The following is a 24,055-nucleotide window of genomic DNA, read 5'->3' on the forward strand; positions in this document are numbered from 1 at the left end:
TTAAGTGTGCTCCGAAACCCAACCTCATTGAAAGAAAGCCCTGTTCTAGTGTGAGAGCCGGGAAAGATCTTTCTCGCGCACGCAGCAGCTGGTCAATGAGGAAGGGACGCACGTGAACCTGCTTGACGTCAAAGGGTTGTCAGTAGAGTTTCGTGGAGACGAGGGGCGTCACGATGTTGTCCGCGATGTGTCCTTCAGCGTTCCGGAAAACAAATGCGTTGCTCTTGTAGGCGAGTCTGGTTCTGGCAAAACCGTCATCTCCAGAGCTGTTATGGGCATCCTCCCAGCCAAGTCTCGCATTACAGCAGGCCAGATCCTCTTTCGCGATAACCGCAAAAATGGCGACTTCGTAGACATTGCAAAGCTCCCACCCGCTGGGCCTGCCATGCGTGCTATCCGCGGCGACCAGATTGCAATGATCTTTCAGGAACCCATGGTCTCGCTCTCCCCGCTGCACACCATCGGAGATCAGATCGCAGAAGCAGCCAAACTGCATCGCTTTGTGGGCAGCAAAGAAGCGCTTGAACTGACCAAAGATATGTTGCGATTGGTGCACTTCCCGGAACCAGAACGTGCGATCCGTACATACCCTTTTGAATTGTCCGGTGGCTTGCGGCAACGCGCTCTGATCGCCATGGCCCTCATATGCCGCCCATCACTTCTCATCGCTGACGAACCAACCACAGCTCTGGACGTCACCATTCAGGCAGAGATCCTGAAACTGATCAAAGAGGTGCAAGCCGAGCTGAACATGACACTGCTCATGATCACCCATGACTTTGGTGTGGTCACCAACATGGCAGACGAAGTGGTCGTAGTTTACAACGGCGAGATCATGGAAAAGGGCAGTGTCGAAGACCTGTTCCTCACTCCCCAGCACCCATATCTGAAAGCGCTCCTAAACGCCGTTCCGTCTCTTTCCATGGAGCCCGAAGAGCGCCTTGTCCCCATCCGGCCAATCAAGCCTAGAACGCACACCTCAGATCTGCACCCACATCCTGTCGGCAAAGCGCATGCTTTCCGTGGAACCTCTCTGATTGAGTTGGAAGGCGTCAGCAAAACCTTCACTTTCAAGAACCTGCGCGGCAAAAAACGCAGAGGCATGACCACCGCGCTCGACAATGTCTCGCTAACCGTACGCAGAGGAGAATGCCTTGGCATCGTCGGTGAGTCCGGCTCAGGAAAAACAACTGCATCGCTGGCCATGCTGCGTGCATTTCCACTTACACGAGGCAAAATCACCTACACAACGGAAGAGGGTCCGCGTGACATTCAGGGGTTTAATGAGAAAGAACTCTTTCAATACCGCAAACGCGCGCAAATCATCTTTCAGGATCCGTTCTCTTCCCTCAATCCGAGGCGCACCCTCAACGAAATCCTGCAGGAGCCTCTTGTCATCCACCGCATGGGCGATAGCCTCAGTCAGGCAGCCCGTATTCGGGAACTGATTGATCTGGTGGGCCTGTCTCCCAGATACCTTCGCCGCTACCCGCACTCGTTCTCTGGCGGACAGCGACAACGCATTGGCATCGCCAGAGCGTTGGCCCTGAACCCGGAGTTCCTGATCTGTGATGAACCAACCTCCGCACTCGACGTGTCCGTTCAGGCGCAAATTCTGAACCTCCTCAAGGATCTGAAGGACGAACTCGGCCTCACTTACGTGTTCGTGAGCCATAACCTCGCAGTGGTTGACTACATCTCGGATCGCGTGGCCGTTATGTGTAAAGGCAAAGTAGTAGAAGTCGGTCCGACACGCCAAATCATAGACAACCCAATCCACCCCTATACAAAGGCGCTCCTTAAAGCCGTGCCGGAACCTTCTCTGGATCACAAACTGGACTTCGGATCACTGGAAGGAACAAGCAGCTCCGATCCAACCCAATGGCCAGCTCCTTATCGTATGCGCTACACAACGGTGCCATATCTGGTGGAGATGGAGACAGATCATTGGGTGTGTGCTCCCGGTATGGAGGCCATGCGTGACATCGTGGGATTGGGAGGCAGTCACATATGATCACCCGACGATTCCTGAACGCAGCGCTTGTCCTTGCAGCCCTTGCACTCCCATCTGCTTCCTTCGCTCTGGTTCTGAAAGAAACGCCCGGCATCCCTCCAGGCTTACCCCCTGTTGTCGACCGAGTTCCTAAAGAACCTCTCGTAACTTATCCCGAAGACATGGGCCGAGTCATCGGCGTTCAGGGTGGCTCTCTGCATACGCTGATCTCACGCCCCAAGGATGTTCGCCTGATCAACGTCTGGGGGTATGCGCGATTGGTCGGTTACAACGAAAACCTTGAGCTCAATCCGGACATTCTGGAAAGTGTCGACAATCACTATGACAAGGTCTTCACGTTGCACCTGCGGGAAGGCCACAAATGGTCTGACGGCAGCTCCTTCACTGCAGAAGATTTCCGCTTCTGGTTTGAAGATGTGGCCCTCAATGACGAACTCAACCCTATCGGCCTGCCGGGTTTTATGCTGGTGGATGGGGAGGGGCCGGAGTTCACGGTGATCGATGAAACCGCCGTCCGCTTCGAATGGCATGAGCCAAACCCACTGTTCCTGCAAGAACTTGCAAAGGCTCGCCCCCCATTCATCTATCGGCCTGCCGCCTACATGAAGCAGTTCCATGAGAAGTATGGAAACCCCGAATTCATCCGCCAGATCGCCCGCATAGAAAAAGTCCGTGGCTGGGCCCCTCTGTTTAATCGCATGGATGACATGTACGGTGCCTCCAATCCACATATCCCGACATTGCAGCCTTGGGTGCCGCGTACAGCCTCAGGTGAACGCCGTGCCGTGATGGAGCGCAATCCCTTCTTCCATCGTGTTGATAATGCTGGCCAGCAACTGCCCTACATCAACCGCATTATCATGGATGTGGTGGACGGCAAACTCATCCCGGCAAAGACACTGGCAGGAGAGAGCGACCTGCAGGCTCGCGGGCTGGGCTTTTCCGATATCTCGGTACTCAAACGCGGTGAGCAAACTCAGGATTACGACACACGTCTCTGGCTCAACTCCAAAGGCTCCGAAATTTCAATCCTACCCAACCTGAGCGTCAAAGACCCTGTCTGGCGCAAACTCATGCAAGACCGCAGATTCCGCCATGCGCTCTCTATGGGCATAGACCGTGAACTCATAAACAAAGTGCTTTATTTCGGTTTAGGTCGTGCTGGCAATGACACCGTGCTCAACATTTCTCCGCTCTTCCAACCGGACTTCCAGACTGCATGGGCTGAGTTTAATCCAGACCTTGCAAACCAACTGCTCGATGATATCGGCCTGACCGACAGGCGAGGAGACGGTGTTCGCCTTTTGGAAGATGGGCGCCCATTACAGCTCATCATCGAGATCACTGGTGAGAGTTCCGAGCAGGATGATGCTTTGGAGTTGGTTGCCGAAACATGGCAAGAGATTGGTGTCTCCGCTTTCATCCGCCCCAGCCAACGCGACACAATCCGTGCCCGCGCTCTATCAGGTGCTCTGATGATGTCCGTCTGGTCGGGATTTGAAAATGGCGTTCCGACGGCTGATATGCCTCCCGTAGACTACGCACCGACGCGAGAGGATTTTCTCTCTTGGGCACCATGGGGCAATTACTATGAAAGTGATGGTCACGCAGGTGTCAGACCAGACTGGCCGCCAGCCATCCGGCTGATCGAACTGTTTGATCAATGGCTCGTCAGCAGCAGCTTTGAAGAGCGGGATATGATCTGGGAGCAGATCCTCCAGATCCATGCAGACGAAACCATTCATATCGGTCTGGTCAACGGCGTCCGGCATCCGGTCGTTGTTAAGGGATTACTCAATGTACCTGAGATGGGCATCTATGGCTGGGATCCGGGAGCTCAGTTCGGTATTCATCGCATGGATCTCTTCTTCTTCAAGGACTTACTACCGGATGAAGACAGCTGAAAAAGCAAACTCAGGATGTAAGCTTAAGCGCCCGCTAATGGGGCTTCTCAAACCTGATTAGATTTTCTCAGAGAAAGCCAAGAGTGCTCCTTTACACTTCACCCACGAGTGGTGTGAGAGAAGAAAGGGAAGTGGGTGCTCAATTACATCCTGCGGCGGCTTTTGGTTATGATACCAACGCTTGCCGCCATCAGTTTCCTCATCTTCTTCATCATCGAGCTGCCAGAAGGAGATTATATCTCCAACCAAATCTCCATGCTTCGATCAACCGGAGAGAGCGCCTCCATTGGCAGACTGGAATTTCTCCGCAAAGAGTTCGCCTTAGATCGCCCCTTTGTAGAGCGCTACGGCATCTGGGTCGGTCTCTGGCCGGGACCAAACGGATTTGACGGGCTCATTCAGGGCAACTGGGGCTGGTCATTTGAGTACGATCAGCCAGTGGGAGAGGTCGTCGGCCCAACATTACCGCTCACAATTGCACTCAATCTTGCAACCATCCTCTTCATCTATTGCGTGGCTTTTCCAATTGGAATGTATTCGGCAACGCACCAATACTCCGTTGGCGACTATACCTTCACCCTTGTCGGATATCTCGGCCTCGCAACACCCAACTTCCTGCTCGCTCTCGTGCTTATGTATCTGGCCAACAGCTGGTTTGGCCTGACTGTCGGTGGTATCATGGAAGAGCGTTACATCGGTGAACCCATGAGCAGCGGCAAAGCCCTCTCCATTGTCGCTCACCTTGTCGTGCCGGTAATCGTCATCGGCACATCTGGCACAGCAGCGATGATCCGCCGCTTGCGCGCAAATCTTCTGGATGAGCTTTTCAAGCAGTATGTCACCACCGCCCGCTCCAAAGGCATGCGAGAAAGCAAGCTCCTTGTTAAGTACCCACTTCGTGTAGCCCTCAATCCATTCATCGCAGATATCGGCAATCTGATCCCGTCGCTGGTCTCAGGCTCTGTGATCGTTTCCGTCGTTCTGAACCTGCCAACAGTTGGTCCGGTTCTTTTGGGTGCTCTGCAATCGCAGGATCAGTTCCTTGCTGGGTTTATTCTGCTCTTTGTCTCCATCCTCACTCTCATCGGCATGCTGGTCTCTGATGTCCTGCTCGGCTACCTCGATCCACGCATTCGCCTCGGCAAAGAGGGGGTGAGACAATGAACCAGGGAGATCGCGGAGAAGACAAGGTAGAACACTACGTCAATCCTAAGGGCTTCGATCCCAAAGAAGTGGAGATTCTGACCAGAGAGCAGGAACGGTACTATCAGGCGCCGCAATGGAAAATCATCTGGTGGAAGTTCCGCAAACACAAGCTGGCTGTCGCGTCAGCCGTTGTGCTTTTCTTCTTCTATCTATGTGTGCCTTTTGCTGAAATCATTGCCCCTTACCCTGTCGCCAAACGAAACGTCGACTTTCTCTTCGCACCACCTCAGGCCATCCATCTGTTCCATGAGGGCAAACTTGTTGGTCCCTTCGTTTATGGGCTCAACCCTTCTGTAGATCTTGAGAACCTGAAGTGGGTCTACGAAACCGACACCACCAAAGTGCAGAAACTCCGCTTCTTTTGTGAGGGAGAGCCTTACAAATTCTGGGGCCTTTTCCCTGCTAAGTTTCACGTTGTCTGCCCTGCAAAAGACGGCACTCTTTTCATCGCTGGTACAGACAGACTAGGAAGGGATCAGTACTCCGGCCTTGTCTATGGAGCACGTCTGTCTCTCACCATCGGCCTTGTTGGGGTAAGTATATCTATGGTGCTGGGAGTGCTGCTGGGTGGCCTTGCCGGTTTCTTTGGTGGTTGGATCGACAGCTCCATCCAACGCGTCATCGAGATCATGCGATCGCTCCCTGAACTACCCCTCTGGATGGCTCTATCTGCGGCTTTGCCTATCACGTGGTCGCCCGTCTGGATCTACTTCGGCCTGACGGTCATCTTGGGGCTGTTGGATTGGCCGGGGCTGGCCCGTGCTGTCAGGTCCAAACTGCTTTCTTTGCGGGAGGAAGAGTACGCAAAAGCAGCTGCTCTCATGGGCGCTAGCCCAAGCCGCATCATCGTCAAACACCTGCTCCCAGGCTTCACCAGCCACCTGGTTGCATCGGCAACTCTGTCCGTTCCCGCAATGATATTGGGGGAAACAGCACTGTCCTTCCTCAATCTGGGCCTCAGGCGACCTGCGGTTTCGTGGGGCGTTCTGCTCAATGAAGCCCAGAATATCTCAGTGGTCACCATATATCCGTGGTTGATGGCACCGGTTGTTCCAATCATCATTGTAGTGCTTGCATTTAACTTCATGGGGGATGGGCTGCGCGATGCGGCGGACCCATACAAGTAATTGGAGCCTCGGGTGTCATGGAAGAGCAATCAGAGGACTGGGACCGCCAGTACAAGGAAGGCCGCTGGCATTTTCTCAATGACATCAAAGAAGCTGCCCGCTACGGCATTCTCTCCGCATGGCTGAGCCAGACTGAGGCGAGCCGAAACGTATTAGACGTGGGCTGCGGTGAAGCAATCTTGTATCACTATCTCAAAGCTTCAGGCCTGCAACACTATTGCGGTGTCGACCTGTCTGAAACTGCATTGAGCAAAGCCGAAGTAAACCCGGATGAGGCACAGCTGGTACAATCTGATCTGGAGAGTTTCTCTCTCAACACCGGACAGACGTTTACGGCGATTGTCTTCAATGAAGTGCTCTATTTCTGCGAAGATCCGGAGCAACAACTCAAACGATATGCGGAGTTTTTGGAGCCCGATGGTGTCATCGCAATCTCCATGTACACACCCGCTCGAGAGAAATCCGGTGCGCACAAATCTCTCCAAAAGGTTTGGGCTGAAACAGACAAAGCAACACATTGGCAAGTGCTGGATGATTTGGAACTGAACTCCCGCTCAAAGAACGTTGGCTGGAAGCTCCGCCTCGTCAAACCTGTCCGCTCGACAGACTAAAGTCACGTTTAGCCTCTTCGAGTAACTCCTGAGAACTGAGCCATGCTGCAGCGGGGTGGGCGGAGGTGATCTTGAAAAACACCTCCAAAAACTCAGAGCACCCTTCGCCATGATCCAGATGGTGGGTCAGCAACCCGATGGGCTCACTCGCATTGGTTTGCCGCCGGCAGAGTTGAAGGTCCAACCGCTTCCGTGCTGCGTCCCAACCGATAAAGCGCTTGTTCTTTTTCCATTTGATGATGTCCACGTGGCTTTGCAGGCGCGGCAATCGGCAATGGTTGATCCATGTGAACGCCGAGAGGCCATAATCACCTTGTTGCTGCAACAGTTGCACGGCGCGTGGAGCAATCCTGTTCCATGGCGGCACAAACAGCGGCACAAAGCGCTCAGCAAACAAGTCTTGTAGGACCTCTTTGCCTTCCAGAAGTTCTTTCTCCATTTCCAAAGCAGTCCGCCGCCAACCAAACTCACTGGCTTTCTCGCCGAGAGATTTATCCTGGTAGTTCTTATGCTGCCATCCATGATGAAGAACCTGAACAGTGTGTGTATCTGCCAGGCGCTGGGCCAAAGCCTCTGTCGCAAACCTAGGGATAACTGCAAGCGAAAGCGGAATAGTGAAACGCTCTGAAAAGCCAATCAACTCGTCCAGTTGGGGCGTAGGCGAAACAGCATCATCATCACGCCACCAGAACCTGACAATGCGCTCATGCTCCGCAAACCAATCCAGATGTCGCGTGAGTGCCTGCTCAAAATCCTCCTGATCCCTGTAGGTAGCTTTATCCTTTGAGGATTTGGGATCAACAACGGCAGCAGGGCTAGAGGTCACGAGAAATGTTCCTTTCCCAGATGATCCCAACTGTACTGTCCAAAGCCGTCTCCATACCAAGATCAGCAGCGAGTATTTGCGCCGAAATCTCCGCACCATTCAGCGCCACATGCAGATCAGGGGCGGGAAGACCAAGCGCTTTCTGAGCTGCCTGCGCAAGCGTGTTGGGGCTGAGGACCTTCTCCGGCACGGCCACCGCTCTGCGATGCTTCATCAGGCTGATGGCACGCTGTGTCTGTTCTGTCTCTGCTTCCTGTGCAAAGGGAACCAGCACAGACGGAATGCCTGCCCGCAGGATATCGACCACCGTGTTGTAGCCAGCTTGTGAAATGGAGAGTTTGGCGTTCTTCAAAAGAGCTGGGAAGTCCTTGCGCGCCCGCTCAATGATCAGCTCAGAGGACGAATGTCGCGAAAGCTGCTGAAACTCTGCTTCAGAAATGTCATGTCCCACCAGCACTCGCCACTTTGGCGTGGTGTTTGGGGGCATGTGGTTGGGAGCTGAAAGCGCAGCCCGCAGCAAAGCAGAGCCCACAGCTCCGCCACCGCAGGAAACAATCACTTCATCAGTCCCATCCGCTGAGGTCGCCTCTGTTGAGCGATCATCGCTGATGTAACCTGTGTACCGAACATGTGAGCTGACCCGATAAGCAAAGGGAAAGCTGTCGCCCAGTGTGATGAGCTGCGGATCGGAGTGGACAAGAATGCGGTCGTAAAAGGCCGTCGCCTGCGAGGCCATCCACTCTTCCTTCCAGGCCTCATCCTTGCGCACCAGAATATCGCGCACTGAACAGACCACCCACGGCGGAGACGATTTGGTGCCAGCACATTCCAGAAGCCGGGTCATTTCGGCAGCAAACATACGCCTGCCAAATGGGTAGGTCTCGGTAATCAGCAGATCGAAGTGCTCAGAAGAAAAGGCTGAGAGCGTCGCCGCAATACGCTTCTCCCACCAAGCTTCATCGATTGGATTGTTATGCTCGTCCAGCAACACATCAAACTTGGCGCTGGCTGCACGAACTGCAGGCAACTGCACCACAGACAGCCCACCACAGTCTAGTGTTGCAGGAATGCGGTTACCAGTGGCGAGCGTCACGGCAATGCCCTGCCGGACCAGCGCTTTCGCCAAAGCAACAGCCCGCACAATATGGCCAGAGCCGAGTAGATGCTGAACATGGATGAAGGCTTTCATCATCGGCCTCCGTGCACTCTCCGCTTAAACTGGTGATGTTCAAGAGCCGCATAGAGAACTTTGTCTAACCCTCTGGCACCAGCTTCCAGACTGTGGTTCTTGTGAATGTTCTCTATGGCGGCAAGGCCCATGTTCTCACGTTTATGCGGGTTTTTGATAAGCGACATCAGGTTCTGCGCCAATGCCGAGGCATCCCCCTCATCAGAAAGCAGACCGCTGGTGCCTTCCTCAACAATGTCAGGCACCCCAAATACACGACCACCAACAACAGGCAGCCCGCAAGATTGAGCTTCCAGAAACACAAAGCCGAAGGCTTCACGAATGGCGGGCCAGACGAACACGTCGTGAGAGCGATAAAGCCGCGGCATTTCCTGCCATGGGATCAAACCAACAAACTCAGTCCGTTCTGGATCAAACAGTGGCTCAATCTCACCGCGGGCAGGGCCGTCTCCAGCAATTGTCAATCGCCATGGCAGATCCGCAATCTGTTTCAGCGCAGCCGAAAGCACCATGTAAGAAAACTGCTTGTCCCCCTCACGCATCATGCCGGCACAGAGCAAGCGTATCTTCCCGTCCGCAGAGCCTTTGGTAACGCTGTGGCTGACTTCGAACTTCGCCGTCTCCAGAAAGGGCGGAAGCACTGTCAGAACATCATCATTCAACACCTCTTTCAGACATTGAGCATCTGCGTTGGTGAGTGCAACAACCTGATTAGCCTGCGCTAGGGCAGCATCGGCTGCATTAAACCCAAGCGCCCAGTTGCCGGCCTGCCGTTTAGGCGCGCGGCTTGCTTCCACCACCACATAAGGAATGTTGAACTTGGCGCAAAGGTAAGGGCCAATCCAGTCTGGAGCTTTGTGATAGAGATGATAGGTGAGAAACACATCCGGCACGTCACCACGCTCAATCCAGCGTTCCGCGATTGCCTTGGCTTCAGTGATCGCAAGCTCTTTCACTTCCCGCGTAACATCTTCGCCGCCCTCTGCCCGCCAACTGCGGAAAGTAGACGCCACACCTACCTCATGCCCTGCCAGCTGCAATGCCCGTACAATCAGACGACCCATGGTCCGGTCCCCCGAAGGCACAGGATGGTCGATTGGTTTCATGGGAGCGGTAAAGGCAACTTTCATGAGCAAGGCTCCAGGCTTCTCGAAAACTGTTCTTCCAGAAAATCCAGACCGGGCGAGGCACTGAAACGATCATGCACGCTGCGAAACGCGTTACTGCCAAGGCGTTCGCGCTCTGCGGGTTGTGTGATCAATGAGCATAGTGCTTCCGAAAGGGAGGACACATCTTCTGGAGGGCACAACACGCCAGTTTGCCCGCTCTCGATGATTTCAGGCAGCGCTGAGACCTCAGTTGAGACACAAGGCAGCGACATGGCTTGTGCTTCCATCACCACATTGGGCAATCCGTCCCGATCTCCAGATTTGGAGACACGGCAAGCCAGAGCAAAAATGTCTGCCTTTTTCATCTCGTCCAAAACCCGTGCCCGTGGTTGCGGGCCGAGCCATGAAATCCGGTCATCCAGACCAAGCTGCTTGCCAAGGTCCTCTAAAGATTGAGACAACTCACCTCCACCAACATGAGTGAAGTGCCAGTTCAACGCCTTGGGCAACTCACTGAATGCACGCAGCAAGGTATCGTAGCCCTTCTTGTCCACCAGACGCCCCACGGAAATGATCTGAACACTGTCTTTTCCTGTTCCGTCTCGCAGGGTGGCAGGACGCGGAGCCTCAGGAAATCCGCAAAAATCTAGACCATGATAAACAAGGCTGATCTTGTCAGGCTCTGCGCAAAGAGATTGCAGATACGAAAGGTTGGCTTTGGTGCAGGTCACCCCCCAAGCGGCATCTGCCAGCTTGGTCTTAAGCTCCCACGGCTCCGTGGTCCAGATGTCCTTCGCATGGGCGGAAAACGACCACTTGCGGCCAGAAAGCATGGCTGCATAGCGGGCGACTGTGCAGGGGCTGTGGAGGTAATGCGTGTGTATCCAGATGACGTCAGCGGGCAACTCATGAGCCATCACGCAAGCTTGCCCCCAACGGCGAAACCTCTCGGCATTCCTCTTGTGCTTCAGGTCGTTCTCAAAGCAAGCTCTGGCCGCAGCATAAGTCGGCTGCGTCTTTGCCCAGTCCAAAGCTCGCTTCACGCGTGGAGGGTCGTCTTTCAGATACTCCGTCAGATAGAGCACATCTGCCGTAATCTTCTTATGCACGTCATGCACATAAGGATCATACGGGTGACGTAAGGCGACTATGAGTTGTTCTACACCTCGCTCCTGCAAGCCATAGATCTCTTGCGCAATGAACGTTTCAGAAAGGCGCGGATACCCTTTGACCACGACTGCAATACGGCCTCTCTCCATCGCTACCCCGTCTTGCAAGTCAGTTTAGGATCTGCAGAAACATTCAATCTTTGCATCAAGGCCTGATCACTCATGCCAAGAATTTCAGCGGTTCTGAGATTGATTACATCAAGCCCGCCCAGGTAATTCTCTGAATGAGCGTGAGACGGTGGGGCAATAAACGGAAGGTTGGCGAGCGCCTTTACCATCAGTTCCACGCTTGGATAGGAGTCGATGGGCAGCATCTGCGCAAGGCCAAGCCGCTGGGCCTGCTCCGCACGAATAGCTTGCTCTCTACGTGGCACAACACGCGGCACCAGCAAGGCCGGATTGTCGAAGGAAAGAACCTCACAGAAAGTGTTGTACCCCCCCATGCCAATCACAGCCGTCGCATTGGCCATATAAGGCTCGATTTCCGGCGTAAAGCGCAGAATCTCAACATCGCGCAGATGCGAAGCACGAGTTGTAAAAGCCTCTACGTCCGCTTTACTCATGAATGGGCCAAGCACGATGAGAGCCGGGAAAAGAGGGCGCAACCGGGCTTCATACGCACGCATCACCCAATCCACCAGCTCAACGCCATCTCCGCCGCCACCGGGCGTTACCAGCACATACGGCGCACCATCAAACGGTGCTGTGAAGTCTTGAGCTGAACTTGGCATTGACCGGCGCAGATAGCCGGTAAACAGCGTCTTTTGCATCACAGACTGGTCAAAGCCAAGTCCATCCAGCGGGTTGTTCATCACGGATGGGCCGTAAACCCAGATCTCGTCATAAAGATCATTGAGGGCAGGGTAGGCTCGCTTGCGCAGCCATTCTTCCTTCAGCACCAGCGGATCATCCATCACATCGCGAAGCCCCAGCACCAAGCGTGTCTTCTGCCCTTTCAGGTACTGAAGCGTAGGCAGAACCTCACTGCGTAGCCCAAGAGGCTCTTTGTCGACAATGAAGATATCCGGCTTGAACACCTTTGCAGTGTGCTCGATGATTGATGAACGGATTGCGATCGTCTCGTTGATGTCCAGCTGCAGCGACAGCGAGGTGTACTCCCCACTACGCAGTTTGATCACTCCGGGTATGCGGACGAAATCAACGCGGGAGCGGAACTCAAAACTACCAATTATAGGGGATCCGGAAAGGATGAGGACGGACATTTCCGGAAAGGAACCAACCAGAGATTGAGCGATTGTCCGGCATCGCCGCAGGTGGCCAAGGCCAAAGGTGTCGTGGCTATAAATCAGAATTTTTGGCGTCATTACCGTCATGCGCTTCTTATTCCATCTGCTGCGCACAAACCTCAGCGTCAGATCATAGAAGTGGGGGAGGACCACCAGACAACAGCAAAACCAGTCCATCCGCTGATAGCGTCAGAACAGAACCCCAAAATCCAAGGGATGAAGAGGGTTTTGTGCCGTTTTTTTAAGATCTTGAAGCGTAAAGTTCCCTTGCGTCAGTTGAAGTGTAAATCGCATCGCCTCAGTTTGGGTTAGCCTGGCCTGAGCTTAATCGGAGTGGACATGGAAAAATCGCTTTTCCAATTCATCTGGAAGAACTCGGCCCGCTATCAAGTGGCGATTCTTCTAGTCACCTTATTGTCCTATCCGGTCAGTTACATCCTGCTGGATCTGCCTAAGACAATTACCAATGAAGCAATTCAGGGTAGCAATTTCCCGGTAGAGTTTTGGGGTGTCCAACTCGGGCAAATCGAGTACCTGGCGGTGCTTTGTATTTTGTTCTTGGTTCTTGTTGTCGTTAGCAACTGCATCAAACTCTACCTCAACATCTACAAGGGTAGACTGGGCGAGAGGATGCTACGCCAGTTGCGGTTTGAGCTGTTTCAGCGCGTACTCCGCTTCCGCCTGCCTCACTTTAAGAAGGTCAGCTCCGGCGAGATCATACCAATGATTACCGCTGAGGTCGAGGATGTAGGTGGTTTTGTTGGCGAGGCCTTCGCCCTGCCAGCCTATCAGGGCGGCATGTTGGTGGTGCAAGTCGGCTTCATTTTCATGCAGGATCCGCTGCTTGGTCTGGCTGCTATTTCGCTCTATCCGGTGCAGGGCTACATCATTCCCAAATTGCAGCAAAAGGTCGTGCGCCTGTCGCGCCAGCGTGTGAAGAATGTGCGCGTGATTGCCGACAAGGTTGGCGAGAGCATCTCTGGCATTTCAGAGATCCATAGCAACGACACCTCAGCGTGGCATTCTGCAGATCTTTCTGATCGGCTTTACCGCAACTTCCGCATTCGCTTCGATATCTATAATCGCAAGTATTTCATCAAGTTCGTCAATAACTTCATGAATCAGCTGACGCCGTTCTTCTTTTACTTCATTGGCGGTTATCTGGTCATCAAAGGCCAACTCAGCATTGGCGCGCTGATTGCGGTTATAGCAGCCTACAAGGATCTGGCGGGTCCCTGGAAAGAGCTGCTGGCGTACTACCAGATGACGGCAGATGTCTCAGTCAAATACCAGACCGTTGTTGAGAACTTTGATCCACCAGATCTATACGACAAGCAACGCCTCTTGGAAGACGAAACGCTACCGCTTTCCGGCCCGCTCACGCTCGATAAACTTGGCCTTTCGGGTGCGGGAACAGGGCAGGAGGTGCATGGCGTTTCACTTATTGTTGAACCGGGTAAACCTCTGGCGGTCACTGGCATAGATGGCTCTGGGCGGGCAGAGCTGCTGCAAATGGCAGCGGGCTTACTCAGTCCAACCTCTGGCTCGGTCAGTGTCAATCAAACCAGTTTTGAGAACATGTCAGAATCCACGCTGGGCCGGCAAATCGCCTATGTGGGCGGGCATCTTCATGTCTGGACGGGGACCATTCGTGACAACCTGTTTTACGGCCTGCGCCACAGACCGCAAGAGACCATCGACTACGAAGGCAGTGACTTGAAGAAGCGTCAGCGTCAGCTGCGGGAAGCGGAGATGACGCTCAATCCCTTCTTTGATCTCAAGGCGCGCTGGGAAGACTTTGATCAGGCAAACGCCACCTCCATGCAGGAGTTGGAGGAGCGAGCTCTGGAACTCTGTAAAGTCGCAGGCTTCTCGCGAGATCTCTATCTTCTGGGCGTGGAAACGGTCATCGATCAGCGTTACTGCGAGGAAGTGAACTGCGAACTGGTGCCAAACCTTCTCGCCGCACGCAAAGCCTTTTGCGAGAAGATTAAGGGCGATGCACGACTACAAAACCTGGTTGAGTTCTGGGATCCGGAAAAGTTCAACATGTCCGCCAATCTGGCGCAGAACCTGTTCTTTGCCAGCCCCAAAGAACACTTCATGACCATCGAACACGTACCAACCGATCCGCAGATCTCAGCCTTCCTCAAGCAAACCGGTTTTGATGTGCTTCTGAGCGACATCGGTCTCAAAATCGCAACGACCATGGTGGAGCTGTTTGCCGATGTCAGTGCAGACAGTGACCTGTTAAACAGATACTCCTTCATCAGCCGCGAAGATCTGCCAGAATTTGGTCGTATTGTGAATGAACAGAAAGGTGGCCAGCGCAGAAGACTGAAGGATGTTGACAGAGCGCGCCTCATTGCTCTCGCACTCAAACTCATCCCTGCCAAGCACCGTCTTGGTGTTCTGGATGATGAGATGCGGGACAAGATCGTCGCCGCCCGTGCCCAGTTTATTGAGAGTGTAGGCAAGGACAACGAGCGCTTTGAGTTCTTTGATCCAGAAACGTACCTGACTACGCTCAGCATTGAAGACAATCTGGTTTTTGGTCATGCAAGGCTGGACCGCCGCGATGCACGCCAGAAAATCCAGCAGGTTCTGCAGGAACTGGTTCGTGAGCGTGATCTCATCGTCCCGATCCGCCGTGCTGCCTTCGATTATCATGTGGGTGTGGCCGGTGCGAAGCTGTCCTCACACCAGCGCAGGTTGATATGTCTGGTCCGCGCATTGTTGAAAAACGCTCATATATATATTTTGGACGAGACAGCAAACAGCGCCAGCGCGACCGATAAAGAGCTGCGCACAGACCTTAAAAAGCTGATGTCAGATAAAATTTTCATGTTTGGAGTAAGTAATGAGACCGTCGCTGAGGAGTTTGAAACGGCGGTTCACCTAGAAAATGGGAGGGTTATCGAGAGATAGTCTTGGGAACTATGGTGAAACAAAGGCGAGATGGTGTGAGCTGTAACACAGATTGCTGGATTGAGTTCAGCTATGCTCATCAAGTTATTGGGAGGGAAATGTGACTATAGATGCTGAAGTCCAAGCTTTGAGCCGCGTCCCTCTCTTTGAAGGACTGGAACCGAGCAAACTTCGTCTCCTCGCGTTCATTAGTGATCGCATGGAGTTTCAGGACGGGGAACATTTGTGCCATCAGGGAGATGATGGCGACAGCGCATTTGTTGTCCTTTCTGGTGAAGTTGCTGTGTTTGTTGATGAAAATGAGGTTGCGCGGGTCGGACAATATGCCATCATTGGTGAGATTGCGATTTTGTGTGATGTACCAAGAACTGCCACGCTGCAGTCGGTTGGAACAACACATATCCTCGCAATATCTAAGGATGACTTTCTGAAACTCATCGCGGAGTTCCCGAAAGTCTCGTTGGAAATCATGCGTGTGTTGGCGTTGCGATTGGAAAAGACGACCAGAGAACTAGCGCAGGCTCGGCCTGCGTCCACTTGAAAGGCCAGATTACTTGAACGAGTTTTCTCTTAAAATTTGGGGTGTTCGCGGTTCAACAGCTGCTGCTGGTCCCGAAACTCTTAGATACGGCGGAGAAACAACCTGCTTTGAAATACGAGCGGGGGACGTTCTGTTGATGGTCGACTGTGGGTCTGGCGCACGCAATCTGGGCAAGGAAATGATGAGAGGCCCTCATCGCGACATTGACCTTCTCTTCACGCACACACACCTGGACCATATCTGTGGTCTGCCTTTCTTCGAGCCTGCTTACGATCCAAACTTCCGCATCCGGCTGACGGCAGGCCATTTCAGTGATCCCTGTGACCTGAAGGATATCATCTGCCGGATCATGTCCCCCCCTATTTTCCCGGTAGGAGCCAACACGTTATCTGCTGTTTCCTTTAAAAGTTTCAATGCAGGTGACACCCTGAAGAAAGACAATGGCCTGATAATCAAAACAGTTGCGCTAAACCATCCGGGCGGAGCCTGTGGCTACCGGATGGAGTACAATGGTAAGGCCATGTGCATCATCACAGATCACGAAATGGGGAGCGCTCATCACGACGCTGCTGTCCTAGATTTTATCCGTGATGCTGATGTTGTGATCCAGGATGGGATGTACACCTCAGCTGAATACCCTAAATATAAGGGTTGGGGACATTCCACATGGGAGCATGTGGTCGGAATATGCCAGCGCGCCAACGTGAAAACGCCCGTGATCTTTCATCACGATCCGCGGCGCACGGATGATGAACTGGACGAAATCGGTCTGGCTGCTCAACAGATGCATCCACGAGCTATCGTGGCCTCTGAGGGGATGGTCTTCAAACCATAAAGTTCACGCACCCGTCGCTCGCTGTTGATCTGATGAATTTGCGAGCAAACCAGCAACGCCAACTGAATGGCGTGACGGGAGAAAAGTGTGGCAGTTGGAAGTGGTCCAGAAAACTCCGATCCCTCAAAAAAACTCGGATCTGACAAAAAAACGAATGTGGACTTGAGCGAGAAATTCCACGGCATTTCCTACAAGAAAAAAGCTGAACCCTCCCTCTACCAGCAGATCAAACGCGGCGTCTTGGGCCCCAAAGCCCCGGAAGGGGATCTCCCACTGCGTGTCCGCCGCGAAGTTGCCCGCCAGGAAGCAGCGTCTGAACGCCTCATTGGTATCGTCCAGCTTGGCGTAATCATCTTCTTTGCGATCCTTTATGCGCTCGCCCCGCGCGCAGAAGGCACAATGGGCTTCAATTTTGTCCCCATCGCCTTTTCTTGCTACCTGGTCTTTACCCTCATCCGAATTTACGTCTCCTTCAAAACCATTCTGCCGGTTTGGTATCTGGTCCTCTCCATCATGGCAGACGTGGCGCTACTGGTTGGGCTGATTTTCTCCTTCCATATCCAATACGCCCAGCACCCGACCTTCTACCTCAAGGCCCCAACCTTGATGTACCTGTTCCTCTTTATCGCCTTGAGAGCACTGCGTTTTGACCCAAGATACGTGATCCTCACCGGTGTCTTCGGAGCGCTGGGATGGCTCGGACTGGTGTTCTACGCCCTTACATATCAAGGCGGTTCCACGCTCATCACCCGCAATTACATTGAGTATCTCACGGGCGAAGCTGTGCTTATCGGAGCGGAGCTGGATAAGCTGATCATCATCCTCTCGGTGACGGCGCTGCTCGCACTGTCCATCTTCAGAGCCCGCCGAACCTTCTTCTCCGCAATTCGCCAGAAGAATGCTGTGAAAGATTTGAGCCGCTTCTTCACCCCGGAAGTGGCCAGTTCCATTGTGGAATCTGAAAGCAGACTCAAAGCTGGTACTGGTGAAATCAGAGATGTGGCGGTCTTGCTGGTCGACATCAGATCCTTCACCAAGACTGCTGCAAAGTTGCCGCCAGAAACCACCATGCGCGTGCTCAGCCTCTACCAAAAGAAGGCTGCCAAAGCGATTTTGGGAGAGGGAGGCAAGATCGATAAGTTCCTCGGCGATGGCATCCTCGCCACCTTTGGCGCTGTCTCGGATACTGAAACTTACGCAGCCGATGCGTTGCGCGCAGGCGTTGAACTGGCCCACATTCTGGAAGAGGAAAGCGCTGATCTGGAAGCGGCCGGCTGGCCAATGAAGTTTGAGATCGGAGTCGGCGTGGCAGCAGGCCCAGTGAGTGTCGGAATTGTTGGGGTACGCGATCGTCTGGAGTTCACAGTGATCGGCGATGCCGTGAACCGTGCAGCTAAGCTGGAGGCCGCTAACAAAGTGCAGGGCACCCGGTTCCTGACGGATGGAGCGACTTATTCCATGGCCCTACGACAAGGGTATAAGGGAAATATGCTAGATTTAAAGTCCGAGTGTGTTGCAGGAATCACCGGAAAAGTAGACCTTGTGGCTTTGGCATGAGAATGATTTTCTCATGCCGGCCCGCATAACAGCATTTTGCAGCTTTCAAAGAATTTTGGCGGGAGCTTTGAAAGACGCGGGGCAAACAAAATGAATCGGGATGGGATTCCATGCAACTTAACAATGAAATTGCAGCCGTAGTAACTGGCGGCTCATCAGGTCTTGGCGCGGCAACCGCACGGAAATTGACCAGCCATGGCGTGAAAGTAACTCTTTTTGACGTGAACGAAGAAGCTGGTAATGCGCTTGCACAGGAAATCGGTGCTCAGTTCGTAAAAGTTGACGTCACCAGCGATGACAGCGTGAAAGCAGGTCTGGATGCAGCTGAAGCAGCGCACGGCCCAACGCGCATCCTCGTCAACTGCGCAGGTATCGCACCAGTTGCCAAAACCACGTCTCGTGGCGAGCCGCACCCGATGGATATGTTCCAGACGGTGATCAACGTAAACCTTGTTGGCACGTTCCGCTGTACATCGTTTGCTGCGACACGCATGGCAAACCTTGACCCGCTCACAGAAGACGGTGAGCGCGGTGTGGTTATCTCAACCGCATCTGTCGCAGCATTTGACGGCCAGATTGGTCAGGCAGCTTATGCAGCGTCTAAAGGCGGCATTGCAGCTTTGACACTGCCTGTTGCGCGTGATCTGTCCAAATCCGGCATCCGCGTAATGACCATTGCACCAGGCATCTTTGAAACCCCAATGCTGCGCGGTCTTTCTCAGGAAGTACAGGACTCTCTCGGTCAGCAGGTTCCATTCCCATCCCGTCTGGGTCGTGGTGATGAGTACGCACAGCTGGTTGAAGCAATCTGCACCAACCCAATGCTGAACGGCGAAACCATCCGTCTGGATGGCGCGATCCGCATGGCTCCGCGTTAAGTTTTCAAGGCCTGAGAGTGCTCAACTCTCAGGCCCGCTTTTTGTCTTTGAAGACAAAACCTACCTATAAGGTCTAATCCAAAGGTCGACTAAGTGCTTAGGCACGCACTCGTGCAGTGATATCTTAGTCCTGCTAAGTTCGTCAGATTGTAATTACAGATCTGATTCCTCGAGACCTTCATGGCGACCTATACCAGCTCCACTCCGCAGCAGTTTTTTGGCAAGCTTCCTGAGCAGACAGATGTTCTGATCATTGGCGGCGGCGTTATCGGCACCTGCACAGCCTACTGGCTGGCACAAAAGGGTGTGAACGTCACTCTCTGCGAAAAAGGCCGCGTTGCTGGCGAGCAGTCCAGCCGAAACTGGGGCTGGGTACGCCAGCAGGGCAGGGATGCTGCTGAGCTTCCAATTTCCATGGAAAGCAATCGGCTCTGGCAGCAATTGATGAAGGAAACGGGTGAGGATCTCGGTTTCCGCCAGCATGGTGTCTACTATCTGGCTGAGAAAGAAGAAGACCTTAAAGGCTATGAGAGTTTTCTGGAACTGGCCAAACAGCACCAGCTCGATACGCGGTTGCTGAGCAAAGATGAAATCTACGCTGAAATTCCGGGCAAACCAGGTAAATGGATTGGCGGTATGGTCACCCCAAGCGATGGCCGCGCAGAACCGTGGGTCGCCGTACCTGCCATCGGGCGAGCTGCTAAGCGCAATGGTGCTGTTATCGTTGAGGACTGCGCAGTCAGAACACTCGAGTTCGAAGGTGGTAAGCTAACCGGTGCTGTGACGGAGAAAGGAACGATCAAAGCGGACCGCGTGTTGATCGCAGCAGGTGCATGGTCATCTCTCTTCGCGCAAAACCTCGGCGTATCCATGCCACAGCTGTGCGTACGCGCAACCGTTGCGGCGACAAAGGCAGCGCCTGATCTTTTCAATGGTGATGCCGCAGACGGCACATTCGCGTTCCGCAAAAGAGTAGATGGCGGCTATACTCTAGCAGTGAGTGACATCCATGATCACTATATCGGCAAGGATTCCTTCCGCCACCTCTTCAAATGGCTTCCGGCAATCAAAGCATCTTTCAAAGGCATCACCTTTGGCATGAACGCGCCGAAGAACTATCCGGATGCCTGGAGCCACAAACGCCGTTGGACAGGAGATGAAATCACTCCGTTCGAAACCTGCCGTGTCCTGAATCCCGATCCTAGTCCAAGAGCTTTGAAGCGTATTCAGGAGCGTCTGGTCGATCGCTTCCCGCAGCTTAAAGATCTGCAGCTGGAAGAAAGTTGGGCTGGAATGATTGATGCTATGCCAGACTTTGTCCCAATCATGGATGAAGTGCCTACGCAACAAGGTGTCTTTATCGCAACCGGATTCTCCGGCCATGGCTTTGGTATCGGACCTGCAGCAGGCCGCGTCATGGCGGATATGTTGATGGGTAAACCAGCAGGGTATGACCTGACCCGCTTCCGTTACTCCCGTTTCTCCGATGGCTCCAAGATTGAGCTCGGACCGTTTATCTAAGTTTCTTGAGTTAGTGACGTGATTTATTCAGAAAAGACACCGCAGCAGTTCCATGATGAGCAGCCGCAGGAAACAGACGTGCTTATCATCGGTGGAGGCATCATTGGTGTCTGCACTGCCTACTATCTCGCAAAGAAAGGCGTCAGTGTTACCCTCTGCGAAAAGGGCCGCGTAGCGGGTGAGCAGTCCAGCCGCAACTGGGGCTGGATCCGCCAGCAAGGCCGGGATGAGCCAGAAATTCCTCTTTCCATCGAAGCGCGCCGCCTCTGGGCAGAGCTGAGCAAAGAAACTGGCGAAGATCTTGGCTACAGCGCAACGGGCGTCTACTACCTTGCTGAAAAGCATGAGGACCTGGAGAACTTCGAGAAGTTCGTCCAGCTAGGCAGGAAGTACGATCTCGACACCTGCATGATTTCAAGAGCACAGGTCCACGAAGACATCAAAGGCAAAGAAGGTCGCTGGATTGGTGGAATGCACACCGCCACTGATGGCCGGGCTGAACCCGGACAAGCGACACTGGGCATCGCCAAAGCCGCGCAACGCCTCGGAGCTGTCATCTGCGAAAACACAGCGGTCCGCACGCTGGTGAAGTCCGGGGGCAACGTTGTTGGTGCTGTAACAGAGCAAGGCGAGATCAAAGCAGGACAGGTGATATTGGCCGGTGGGGCGTGGTCCTCTCTGTTTGCAGCCAACGCAGGCATTAAGCTGCCACAGCTCTCTGTAGAGCTGACAGTGGCTGCAACCGAAGCGGTGCCGGATGTCTTCCCTGCCAATGCTTCTGACAACACCTTCGCCATGCGCCGCCGTCAGGATGGCGGTTACACGCTGGCTCTCAAGAACAACCAGACCCACCACATCGGCTTGGATTCCTTCCGCTTTCTGAAACAGTGGCTGCCAAACATGGCGGAGAACTTGAAGGGCACCAGCATCAAACCATGGTCACCGAAAAACTATCCGGACCACTGGATGCAAAAGCGCCGTTGGAACGGAGCTGATACAACACCATTTGAAGCCATGCGTGTCCTGAACTCCATGCCGGATCAAAAGGAACTCGCGGCGCTGACACATGCCCTCGCAGACCGGTTCCCGCAGCTCAAAGGAACCAAGCTCCAATCAGCTTGGGGCGGCCTCATTGATGCAATGCCCGACTTCCTGCCTGTGATTGATCAGGCACCTGCTCAGGAAAACCTGCACATTGTAACGGGCTTTTCTGGTCACGGATTTGGAATCGGTCCATCCATAGGGCGGCTTATGGCAGATGTGCTCACAGGAAAACTGGCGGGGCACGATCTCTCCAGTTTTGCCTTTAACCGCTTCTAAAACCAGGAAGACTTGAGGCGCCGGCAGACGACACCCGAGAAATGCTCAAGCGAACAGAAGGGGAGAGGCGTACCGGCGGGTACTCTTTTTCTCTTTAGTGGTGTAAGCTGAAGAAAAGTTGCCAAATTAGTCCGATAAAACTAACTATACCGCAACGCGTAGATAACATTTCGCCAGATTGGGGTTTTCAATGCCAAACTATCGTTCACGCACATCCACACACGGCCGCAACATGGCAGGCGCCAGAGGTCTGTGGCGTGCAACCGGTGTTAAGGAAGGTGACTTCGGCAAGCCGATTATTGCTGTCGTAAACTCCTTCACGCAGTTCGTGCCTGGCCACGTGCATTTGAAAGACCTCGGTCAGCTTGTCGCTCGTGAAATCGAACAGGCCGGCGGCATCGCAAAAGAGTTCAACACCATTGCAGTCGATGATGGCATTGCAATGGGCCACGATGGTATGCTCTACTCGCTGCCATCTCGTGAACTGATCGCCGACTCCGTGGAGTACATGGTCAACGCACACTGCGCTGATGCCATGGTCTGTATCTCCAACTGTGACAAGATCACTCCGGGCATGCTGATGGCGTCTTTGCGCCTTAACATCCCAACCGTGTTTGTGTCCGGTGGACCTATGGAAGCGGGCAAAGTAACGCTCGCAAACGGTGAAAAACGCAAAGTTGACCTTGTCGACGCAATGATCGCCGCAGCCGATGACAGTGTTTCTGACAGCGATGTTCAGAGCATCGAGCGCAGCGCATGCCCGACCTGTGGCTCCTGTTCTGGCATGTTCACCGCGAACTCCATGAACTGTCTGACTGAAGCTCTAGGCTTGTCGCTGCCGGGCAATGGGTCCACGCTTGCAACACACGCAGACCGTAAGCGCTTGTTCATCGAAGCAGGTCATCTGATCGTGGATCTGGCCAAGCGCTATTACGAACAGAACGACGAGAACGCTCTGCCGCGCAACATTGCAAACTTCAAAGCCTTTGAAAACGCAATGACAATGGACATTGCCATGGGCGGCTCCACCAACACGGTTCTGCACCTGCTTGCTGCTGCCCAGGAAGGTGAAATTGACTTCACCATGGACGACATCGATCGCCTCTCCCGTCAGGTGCCAGTCCTCTGTAAAGTCGCTCCTTCCGTTGAAAACGTTCATATGGAAGACGTCCACCGCGCCGGTGGTATCCTTGGCATTCTGGGCGAACTCGACCGCGCAGGCCTGATCGATACCTCCGTGAAATCCGTTCACGCGAAAGATATGGCAGAAGCACTGGAACGCTGGGACATCAAGCGCACGGACAGCGCAAGTGTTCGCGAGTTCTTCTCCGCAGCGCCGGGCGGGGTTCCAACTCAGGTCGCATTCTCTCAAAGCTCTCGCTATGAAGAAGGCGTTGATGATGATCGCGAAAACGGCGTCATCCGCTCCAAAGAACACGCTTATTCTCAGGACGGCGGCCTAGCTGTTCTCTTCGGTAACCTCGCTGAAGACGGCTGTATCGTTAAAACCGCAGGCGTTGACGAGAGCATTCTCAAATTTTCCGGTCCGGCTCGCATCTTTGAATCTCAGGATACAGCCGTAAGCGCAATCCTGACCGGCAAGGTGAAAGAGGGCGACATCGTTCTCATTCGCTACGAAGGTCCACGCGGTGGTCCGGGTATGCAGGAAATGCTGTACCCAACCAGTTACCTCAAGTCCAAAGGCCTCGGCAAAGCGTGTGCGCTGGTCACTGACGGTCGCTTCTCTGGTGGTTCTTCAGGCCTGTCCATCGGCCACGTATCTCCGGAAGCGGCAGAAGGCGGCAACATCGGTCTGCTGGAAGAAGGCGATATGATCGATATCGACATTCCAAACCGCAAGATCGAAATGCGTGTTTCTGATGAAGAACTTGCATCTCGCCGTACAGCAATGGAAGCCAAAGGCAAAGACGCTTGGAAGCCAGCTGAAAAGCGTACCCGTAAGGTCTCTACCGCGCTGAAAGCATACGCTGCTATGACAACCAGCGCAGCAAAAGGCGCGGTCCGCAAGGTCGACTAAGTGTAAAGCAGATCTGAATTATCAAAGCCCTGTGG

At 53.7% G+C, this 24,055-nt stretch carries 18 protein-coding genes; 13 read left to right on the forward strand and 5 right to left on the reverse strand.

Annotated features, from left to right (window positions below; all coding sequences use genetic code 11):
* Positions 1–112: 112 nt before the first annotated feature.
* From PSE_RS12150 to PSE_RS12170, 5 genes are all read left to right on the forward strand, one after another.
* Positions 113–2,014: an ABC transporter ATP-binding protein gene (locus tag PSE_RS12150; RefSeq protein ID WP_014285139.1), complete on the forward strand. Its 1,902-nt coding sequence runs from the start codon at positions 113–115 to the stop codon at positions 2,012–2,014.
* Complete coding sequence (locus PSE_RS12155; protein WP_014285140.1) at positions 2,011–3,918, forward strand: ABC transporter substrate-binding protein; 1,908 nt, start codon at positions 2,011–2,013, stop codon at positions 3,916–3,918. Before PSE_RS12150 ends, PSE_RS12155 begins: the two co-directional genes overlap by 4 nt.
* A gap of 135 nt (positions 3,919–4,053) precedes the next feature.
* The gene (locus PSE_RS12160) at positions 4,054–5,082 is read left to right on the forward strand and encodes an ABC transporter permease (RefSeq protein WP_014285141.1); all 1,029 of its coding nucleotides are present in this window, start codon (positions 4,054–4,056) and stop codon (positions 5,080–5,082) included.
* Entirely contained in the window at positions 5,079–6,251 is a 1,173-nt protein-coding gene (locus PSE_RS12165) for an ABC transporter permease (RefSeq protein ID WP_014285142.1), read from the forward strand. Before PSE_RS12160 ends, PSE_RS12165 begins: the two co-directional genes overlap by 4 nt.
* A 17-nt stretch (positions 6,252–6,268) precedes the next feature.
* The gene (locus PSE_RS12170; protein ID WP_014285143.1) at positions 6,269–6,862 is read left to right on the forward strand and encodes a trans-aconitate 2-methyltransferase; all 594 of its coding nucleotides are present in this window, start codon (positions 6,269–6,271) and stop codon (positions 6,860–6,862) included.
* Here the strand turns inward: PSE_RS12170 and PSE_RS12175 are convergent.
* The 5 genes from PSE_RS12175 to PSE_RS12195 are packed head-to-tail and all read right to left on the reverse strand — an operon-like array spanning position 6,837 to position 12,489.
* Positions 6,837–7,688: a polysaccharide deacetylase family protein gene (locus PSE_RS12175; protein ID WP_014285144.1), complete on the reverse strand. Its 852-nt coding sequence runs from the start codon at positions 7,686–7,688 to the stop codon at positions 6,837–6,839. The genes PSE_RS12170 and PSE_RS12175 overlap by 26 nt on opposite strands.
* The gene (locus tag PSE_RS12180) at positions 7,678–8,880 is read right to left on the reverse strand and encodes a glycosyltransferase family protein (RefSeq protein ID WP_014285145.1); all 1,203 of its coding nucleotides are present in this window, start codon (positions 8,878–8,880) and stop codon (positions 7,678–7,680) included. The genes PSE_RS12175 and PSE_RS12180 overlap by 11 nt, the downstream gene beginning before the upstream one ends.
* Positions 8,877–10,007, reverse strand: a complete 1,131-nt coding sequence (locus PSE_RS12185) for a glycosyltransferase family 4 protein (RefSeq protein WP_014285146.1) — start codon at positions 10,005–10,007, stop codon at positions 8,877–8,879. Before PSE_RS12185 ends, PSE_RS12180 begins: the two co-directional genes overlap by 4 nt.
* On the reverse strand, positions 10,004–11,245 hold the full coding sequence (locus tag PSE_RS12190) for a glycosyltransferase family 4 protein (RefSeq protein ID WP_014285147.1): 1,242 nt from the start codon (positions 11,243–11,245) through the stop codon (positions 10,004–10,006). Before PSE_RS12190 ends, PSE_RS12185 begins: the two co-directional genes overlap by 4 nt.
* 2 nt (positions 11,246–11,247) lie before the next feature.
* A complete protein-coding gene (locus PSE_RS12195) occupies positions 11,248–12,489 on the reverse strand; it encodes a glycosyltransferase family protein (RefSeq protein ID WP_050773912.1) in 1,242 nt (413 codons plus the stop codon).
* 252 nt (positions 12,490–12,741) lie between these two features.
* On the opposite strand from PSE_RS12195, the gene PSE_RS12200 reads away from it, so the two are divergent.
* The 8 genes from PSE_RS12200 to ilvD all read left to right on the forward strand — a co-directional run bounded on the left by PSE_RS12200 (position 12,742) and on the right by ilvD (position 24,020).
* On the forward strand, positions 12,742–15,330 hold the full coding sequence (locus tag PSE_RS12200) for an ABC transporter ATP-binding protein/permease (RefSeq protein ID WP_041768397.1): 2,589 nt from the start codon (positions 12,742–12,744) through the stop codon (positions 15,328–15,330).
* A 100-nt stretch (positions 15,331–15,430) separates the two neighbouring features.
* Positions 15,431–15,871, forward strand: coding sequence for a cyclic nucleotide-binding domain-containing protein (locus PSE_RS12205; RefSeq protein ID WP_174519203.1), 441 nt, complete (start codon positions 15,431–15,433; stop codon positions 15,869–15,871).
* 13 nt (positions 15,872–15,884) lie between these two features.
* On the forward strand, positions 15,885–16,706 hold the full coding sequence (locus PSE_RS12210; protein ID WP_008550062.1) for an MBL fold metallo-hydrolase: 822 nt from the start codon (positions 15,885–15,887) through the stop codon (positions 16,704–16,706).
* A gap of 87 nt (positions 16,707–16,793) precedes the next feature.
* Positions 16,794–18,263, forward strand: coding sequence for an adenylate/guanylate cyclase domain-containing protein (locus tag PSE_RS12215; RefSeq protein WP_014285151.1), 1,470 nt, complete (start codon positions 16,794–16,796; stop codon positions 18,261–18,263).
* A gap of 110 nt (positions 18,264–18,373) precedes the next feature.
* Positions 18,374–19,141 carry an SDR family NAD(P)-dependent oxidoreductase gene (locus PSE_RS12220; protein ID WP_014285152.1) on the forward strand — a complete coding sequence of 256 codons (768 nt, stop codon included), beginning with the start codon at positions 18,374–18,376 and terminating at the stop codon, positions 19,139–19,141.
* A 180-nt stretch (positions 19,142–19,321) separates the two neighbouring features.
* Positions 19,322–20,662, forward strand: coding sequence for an FAD-binding oxidoreductase (locus tag PSE_RS12225; RefSeq protein WP_014285153.1), 1,341 nt, complete (start codon positions 19,322–19,324; stop codon positions 20,660–20,662).
* Positions 20,663–20,680: 18 nt separating this feature from the next.
* A complete protein-coding gene (locus PSE_RS12230; RefSeq protein ID WP_014285154.1) occupies positions 20,681–21,982 on the forward strand; it encodes an FAD-binding oxidoreductase in 1,302 nt (433 codons plus the stop codon).
* A 190-nt stretch (positions 21,983–22,172) separates the two neighbouring features.
* Complete coding sequence (gene ilvD / locus PSE_RS12235; protein ID WP_041768398.1) at positions 22,173–24,020, forward strand: dihydroxy-acid dehydratase; 1,848 nt, start codon at positions 22,173–22,175, stop codon at positions 24,018–24,020.
* Positions 24,021–24,055: the final 35 nt, after the last annotated feature.

The organism is Pseudovibrio sp. FO-BEG1 (assembly GCF_000236645.1).
Taxonomy (GTDB): domain Bacteria; phylum Pseudomonadota; class Alphaproteobacteria; order Rhizobiales; family Stappiaceae; genus Pseudovibrio.

Excerpts from the sequence above, each read along its gene's own strand:
- PSE_RS12155 (WP_014285140.1), top strand. The coding sequence starts at position 2,011 with ATGATCACCCGACGATTCCTGAACGCAGCGCTTGTCCTTGCAGCCCTT.
- PSE_RS12165 (WP_014285142.1), top strand. The coding sequence starts at position 5,079 with ATGAACCAGGGAGATCGCGGAGAAGACAAGGTAGAACACTACGTCAAT.
- PSE_RS12170 (WP_014285143.1), top strand. The coding sequence starts at position 6,269 with ATGGAAGAGCAATCAGAGGACTGGGACCGCCAGTACAAGGAAGGCCGC.
- PSE_RS12180 (WP_014285145.1), bottom strand. The coding sequence starts at position 8,880 with ATGATGAAAGCCTTCATCCATGTTCAGCATCTACTCGGCTCTGGCCAT.
- PSE_RS12185 (WP_014285146.1), bottom strand. The coding sequence starts at position 10,007 with ATGAAAGTTGCCTTTACCGCTCCCATGAAACCAATCGACCATCCTGTG.
- PSE_RS12190 (WP_014285147.1), bottom strand. The coding sequence starts at position 11,245 with ATGGAGAGAGGCCGTATTGCAGTCGTGGTCAAAGGGTATCCGCGCCTT.
- PSE_RS12195 (WP_050773912.1), bottom strand. The coding sequence starts at position 12,489 with ATGACGGTAATGACGCCAAAAATTCTGATTTATAGCCACGACACCTTT.
- PSE_RS12200 (WP_041768397.1), top strand. The coding sequence starts at position 12,742 with ATGGAAAAATCGCTTTTCCAATTCATCTGGAAGAACTCGGCCCGCTAT.
- PSE_RS12220 (WP_014285152.1), top strand. The coding sequence starts at position 18,374 with ATGCAACTTAACAATGAAATTGCAGCCGTAGTAACTGGCGGCTCATCA.
- PSE_RS12225 (WP_014285153.1), top strand. The coding sequence starts at position 19,322 with ATGGCGACCTATACCAGCTCCACTCCGCAGCAGTTTTTTGGCAAGCTT.
- ilvD (WP_041768398.1), top strand. The coding sequence starts at position 22,173 with ATGCCAAACTATCGTTCACGCACATCCACACACGGCCGCAACATGGCA.